This is a genomic window from Micromonospora sp. NPDC049799 (genome assembly GCF_040656655.1).
Lineage (GTDB): Bacteria > Actinomycetota > Actinomycetes > Mycobacteriales > Micromonosporaceae > Micromonospora.
In genome coordinates this window covers 1-5371 of record NZ_JBFAMU010000341.1, presented here as the reverse complement: position 1 = coordinate 5371, position 5371 = coordinate 1, and the positions used below count along the sequence as shown (strand labels likewise).

The window sequence follows — 5371 nt, the reverse complement described above, 5'->3', positions numbered from 1 at the left end:
CGCGCAGCACCGCCCGGCGCTGCTCGTACGCCTCGACGCCCTTGCTGGGCTTGCGCCGGCGCGGCGGGGCGAGGACCCCGGGCGCGAGCTTACGCGCGGAGACCAGGAACGCGGTGTGGGCGATCATGCGGTGGTCGGGCCGGACGGCCAGGCCCTCGGCGTGCCAGTCCCGCACCAGCGACTCCCACGCGCGGGGTTCGGTCCAGCCGCCCCGTTCCCGCAGTGCCTCCACCAGCTCGGACAGCTGCGGGGTGGTGGCCACGTACCCGATGAAGACGCCGCCGGGCACGAGCGCCCGCTCGACCATGTCGAGGGTCTCCCAGGGGGTGAGCATGTCCAGGATGATCCGGTCGAAGCCGGTCTCGGTGCACTGGGCGACGTCGCCGACGTGCAGGCGCCAGGCGGGGTGCGGGCCGTTGAAGAAGGCCTCGACGTTGCGCTTGGCGATCTGGGCGAAGTCGTCGCGCAGCTCGAACGAGTGCAGCTCGCCGGTGGTGCCGACGGCCCGCAGCAGCGAGCAGCTCAGCGCGCCGGAACCGGCGCCGGCCTCCAGGACCTTCGCACCGGGGAAGATGTCGCCCATGGCGACGATCTGGGCCGAGTCCTTCGGGTAGATCACCTGCGCGCCGCGGGGCATGGACAGCACGTAGTCCGACAGCAGCGGGCGCAGCGCGAGGAAGGCGGTGCCGCCGCCGGAGGTGGTCACCACGCTGCCGTCGGGCAGCCCGATGAGCGCGTCGTGCTTGAGGATGCCCCGGTGGGTGTGGAACTCCTTGCCGGGTTCCAGGGTGACCGTGTGCATCCGCCCCTTGGGATCGGTCAGCTGCACCCGGTCGCCGACGCGGAACGGCCCGCGGTGCACGGGGGGCGGCGCCGGGACGTCGGCGGGGGTGCCCGGGTCGACCGGGGCGGCGGAGGGAGTTGCGGTCACGTGTTCATCTTCCGGTGAGGTTCGAGGAGCTGAGCCAGATCCGCGATGTGCAGGATGCCGACGACATCTTCGCCTGCCGTCACGACGTACTGTGCGCCCGGGTGGGCCTGGACGGTCTCCATGACCCGCTCCCCGTCCAGTCCGACCGGCATGGTGGGCAGACCGGCCAGCGACCGGGACACCGCGTCGACCGCCAGCCAGGGGCGCCGCTCGACGGGCACGGCTCCGGCCGCCGCCGGGTCGACCAGGCCGATCGGGCGGCCGGTGGAGTCCGACACGACCAGGGCGGCGCCCGGCTGGGGCCCGGTGTCGCGGCGGCGCTGCGCCTCCGCGAGGGGGGTGCCGGTCGGTACGGCCAGCACCGGGCGGGCCAGGCGGGACAGGTCGATCAGGGGCAGCCGGCGGCTGACCCGGGCCACCCGGATGGACTGGCCGGCGCCCCGCCACAGCGTGAACGCGACCAGCAGCATCAGCGGGAGCGCCAGCGGCGCCAGGAACCGGTTGACGGTGAGTACGGTGACCAGCAGCACGGTGCCGACGGCGATGCCGCGGCCCACCCACCCGGCGATCTCGGTGGCGCGGTGGCGGTCGGCGGTCACCGCCCAGACGACCGCGCGCAGCGCCCGCCCGCCGTCCAGCGGCAGCCCGGGCAGGATGTTGAACAGCGCGACGATGACGTTGCTGACGGCCAACTGGAAGGCGAGCTGGTTGAGCAGCGTCCGGTCGGGCAGCGCCAGGGTGGCGGCGACGGCGACCACGCCGAGCACGGCGGACACGGCCGGGCCGGCCAGCGACACCAGCAGGTCGACGCGCGGCGACGGGGCGTCGCGGTCCATCTCGGTGTAGCCGCCGAGCAGTTCCAGGGTGATCCCGCGCACGCCGATGCCGTACCGGCGGGCGGTCAGCGCGTGGCCCAGTTCGTGCAGCAGCACCGAGCCGAGCAGGGAGACGACGAAGGCGAAGCCGATCAGGTAGCCGGCGGCCTGCGGCAGGTCGAGCTGGCGGCGGGCGAACTCCGCGTACATCACCGTGACCAGCAACGCCAGCAGCACCATGGACCCGTTGAGGTGCAACGGCACGCCGAACACCCGGCCCACGGTCAGGCCGGGACGCCGGTCGGTCCGGCGGGGTGCGCGTCTCGTCCGTTCCACCGGCCCGATGCTACGCGGCGGGAGATCACGAACCGGAGCGGCGACGGGGATGCTGTCGGACCGGTGTCCTAACCTTCCGGACATGACGGCGGAACCGGTGACGACACAGCAGCCCGCGCTCCCGGCGGAGGTGCCGGCGACGGTGCGGGCGTCGCTGTCGCCGTCGCGCGCGGCGGACTTCAAGACGTGCCCGCTGCTCTACCGGTTCCGCAGCATCGACCGGCTGCCCGAGAAGCCGAGCGTCGAGCAGGCCCGGGGCACGCTGGTGCACGCGGTGCTGGAGCGGCTGTTCGACCTGCCGGCAACCGGGCGCACCCCGACCGCCGCCGGTGACCTGGTGTCCCCGCAGTGGGACCGGCTGGTCACCGAGCAGCCGGAGCTCGCCGGGCTGTTCGCCGACGGTGACGAGGAGGCCGCCGCCGCGTTCCTGCGGTCGGCAGCCGCGCTGCTGGAGGGCTACTTCGCGGTGGAGGACCCGCGGCGCCTGGAGCCGGCCGAGCGGGAGAGCCTGATCTCCGCGGTCGTCGACGGGGAGCTGCTGATCCGGGGCTACCTGGACCGGTTGGACGTGGCGCCGGACGGCGCGCTGCGGGTGGTCGACTACAAGACCGGCGGTGCGCCACGGGAGGCGTTCGAGGCCCGGGCTCTGTTCCAGCTGAAGTTCTACGCGCTGGTGCTGTGGCGCACCCGGGGTGTGGTGCCGCGGGTGCTGCGCCTGCTCTACCTCAAGGACGCCGAGGTCTGTGACTACTCCCCGGACGCCGACGAGCTGCTGCGCTTCGAGCGCACGGTGGTGGCGCTCTGGCAGGCGATCGAGCAGGCCACCCAGCGGCAAGACTTCCGTCCCCGACCGAGCCGGCTCTGCGACTGGTGCAGCCATCAGGCGCTCTGCCCCAGCTTCGGTGGGACCCCGCCGCCGTTCCCGGACCGCTCGGCCGCCGCCGACCCGCTGCGGGACGCCCGGTCGGGCCCGGCAGCGCCCGGCGCGGACGAGTGACCGGTCCCCGGCGGGACGCGGCGAGCCGGGCAGCGGAGACGACGGGCGGCCTGCCCGGGGTGCTCGCGTACGAGTCGGGCCTGGTCCGTCCCCGGACGTAGGGCGACGGGCGTGCGTACCCCTCGGGTCGTACGCGGGGATGGGCCCGTGGCGCGACGGCGCCGTTGCTTCCGTCACCTACCGTCACCAGCGACGGCACGGTGGGGTTGACCCTCACGCGGCGTCACGGTGCAGGTTGGGCGACGGCCGTGGGAAAACGTTCGACGGTCAGCCGGATCAGGGTCAACCCTGAGTCGCGGTCGGGGCTACCCGCAGTGCGAAATCCGTCTCGACTCCGCCCGGAGTCGGACGGAGGGGCGCCGGGATGCGCCGATGATGGGACTGTCGCGCCGGACCAGCGGGGGCGGCGCGGATGAGACGGACGGAAGAGGGAGAAAAGGTGACGGCGACGGTAGGACCGCAGGCAGAGGCCGCGGCCCGGGCGAGCGACGTGTGGAAGGTGTACGGCAGCGGTGAGGCGCAGGTCATCGCCCTGCGGGGCGTCACCGCCGAGTTCGAGCGGGGCCGTTTCACGGCGATCATGGGTCCGTCGGGCTCGGGCAAGTCGACGTTGATGCACTGCCTGGCCGGGCTGGACTCGGTGACCCGGGGGACGGTGGCGATCGGCGACACCCAGGTGACCGGCCTCGGCGACGCCGGGCTGACGAAGCTGCGGCGCGACAAGGTGGGCTTCATCTTCCAGCAGTTCAACCTGCTCCCCACCCTGACGGCCAAGGAGAACATCCTGCTGCCGCTGTCGATCGCCGGCCGCAGGCCGGACCCGGCCTGGTACGACACGGTGATCGCCACGGTGGGCCTGCGGGACCGGCTGGACCACCGGCCGGCGCAGCTCTCCGGTGGCCAGCAGCAGCGGGTGGCGTGCGCCCGGGCGCTGGTCTCCCGCCCCGAGGTGATCTTCGCCGACGAGCCGACCGGCAACCTGGACTCCCGCTCCGGCGCGGAGGTGCTCAACTTCCTGCGCACCTCGGTCCGCGAGTACGGCCAGACGATCGTCATGGTCACCCACGACCCGACCGCCGCCGCGTACGCCGACCGGGTGGTCTTCCTCGCCGACGGGCAGATCGTCTCCGAGCTGATCGAGCCCACGGCGGAGACGGTGCTGGACACCATGAAGAAGCTGGACACTCCGGCCGAGGTGGGCAGCTGATGTTCCGCGCGACACTGAAGAGCCTGCTGGCCCGCAAGCTCCGGCTGATCCTGTCCGGGCTGGCGGTGGTCCTCGGCGTCATGTTCGTCTCCGGGGCGTTCGTGCTCACCGACACCCTCGGCCGCTCCTTCGACGCGGTCTTCGCCGAGGGCACCTCCGAGATCGACGTGAACGTCGCGGCGAAGCCGAAGGTGGCGCTCAGCGAGGTGCAGGGCGAGCAGGTGGCCGCCCCGGTTCCGGCGGCGACGGTGGACCGGGTGAAGCAGCTGCCCGGGGTGACCGACGCCGTGGGCGTGGTCGCCGCCGACGGCGCCCGCCTGATCGGCAGCAACGGCAAGGTGGTGACGTCGTTCGGGCCGCCGCAGTTGGGCGAGAACTGGACCGGCGAGAGCGACCTGCTGCGGCTGCGCGAGGGCCGCGCACCCCAGGCCGACAACGAGATCGTCATCAACAAGGCGCTGGCCACCGCCGCCAAGGTGCAGGTCGGCCAGCAGGTCGGCGTGCTCACCGCGGTCGAGTCCAAGGCCCGCCCGTTCACCCTGGTCGGTGTGGTCGGCTACAGCGGCGACCGGGACTCGATCGGTGGCCTCAACGAGGTCTTCTTCACCACGCCGGTGGCGCAGCAGCTGATGCTCGGCCAGCCCGACACCTTCAGCAGCATCACCGTCACCGCCGCCGACGGGGTGACGCCGGAGGCGCTGCGCGACGACGTCGCCGCCGCGCTCGGCGACGGGTTCGAGGTCAAGACCGGCGAGCAGTTGGCCGCGGACTCGGCGGCCAGCCTCAAGGAGGGGCTGACCTTCTTCAACCGGATCCTGCTGGGCTTCGCGGCGGTGGCGCTGCTGGTCGGCACGTTCCTCATCCTCAACACGTTCTCGATCATCGTGGCGCAGCGCACCCGTGAGCTGGCGCTGATGCGGGCGATCGGCGCGAGCGGCCGGCAGGTCATCGGGTCGGTGGTGCTGGAGGCGGTCGTGGTGGGGCTGATCGCCTCGGTGCTCGGCCTGGCCGCCGGCATCGGCATCGGCGCGCTGCTGGCGTGGGTGTTCGGCAACGTGGCCGGCCAGGTCGAGCCCGCCGGCCAC

The 5371-nt window shown here is 73.1% G+C and carries 5 protein-coding genes; 3 read left to right on the top strand and 2 right to left on the bottom strand.

What is annotated here, in order from left to right:
- Positions 1-931: tRNA (adenine-N1)-methyltransferase (locus tag AB0I76_RS21580; protein ID WP_357038252.1), on the bottom strand; the 931-nt coding region annotated here is incomplete at its 3' end.
- Positions 928-2082, bottom strand: a complete 1155-nt coding sequence (locus tag AB0I76_RS21575; protein ID WP_357038249.1) for a site-2 protease family protein — start codon at positions 2080-2082, stop codon at positions 928-930. The genes AB0I76_RS21580 and AB0I76_RS21575, both read right to left, overlap by 4 nt.
- An 82-nt stretch (positions 2083-2164) precedes the next feature.
- Here AB0I76_RS21575 and AB0I76_RS21570 point away from each other — a divergent pair, with 82 nt between their 5' ends.
- The 3 genes from AB0I76_RS21570 to AB0I76_RS21560 all read left to right on the top strand — a co-directional run.
- Positions 2165-3079, top strand: a complete 915-nt coding sequence (locus tag AB0I76_RS21570) for a PD-(D/E)XK nuclease family protein (protein ID WP_357038246.1) — start codon at positions 2165-2167, stop codon at positions 3077-3079.
- 439 nt (positions 3080-3518) lie between these two features.
- Positions 3519-4286, top strand: a complete 768-nt coding sequence (locus AB0I76_RS21565; RefSeq protein ID WP_357038243.1) for an ABC transporter ATP-binding protein — start codon at positions 3519-3521, stop codon at positions 4284-4286.
- The coding region (locus AB0I76_RS21560) for an ABC transporter permease (protein WP_357038240.1) at positions 4286-5371 on the top strand (1086 nt) is incomplete at its 3' end. The genes AB0I76_RS21565 and AB0I76_RS21560, both read left to right, overlap by 1 nt.

Bases quoted from the DNA above. Each gene is read 5' to 3' on its own strand.
- AB0I76_RS21570 (WP_357038246.1), top strand. From the start codon at position 2,165: ATGACGGCGGAACCGGTGACGACACAGCAGCCCGCGCTCCCGGCGGAG.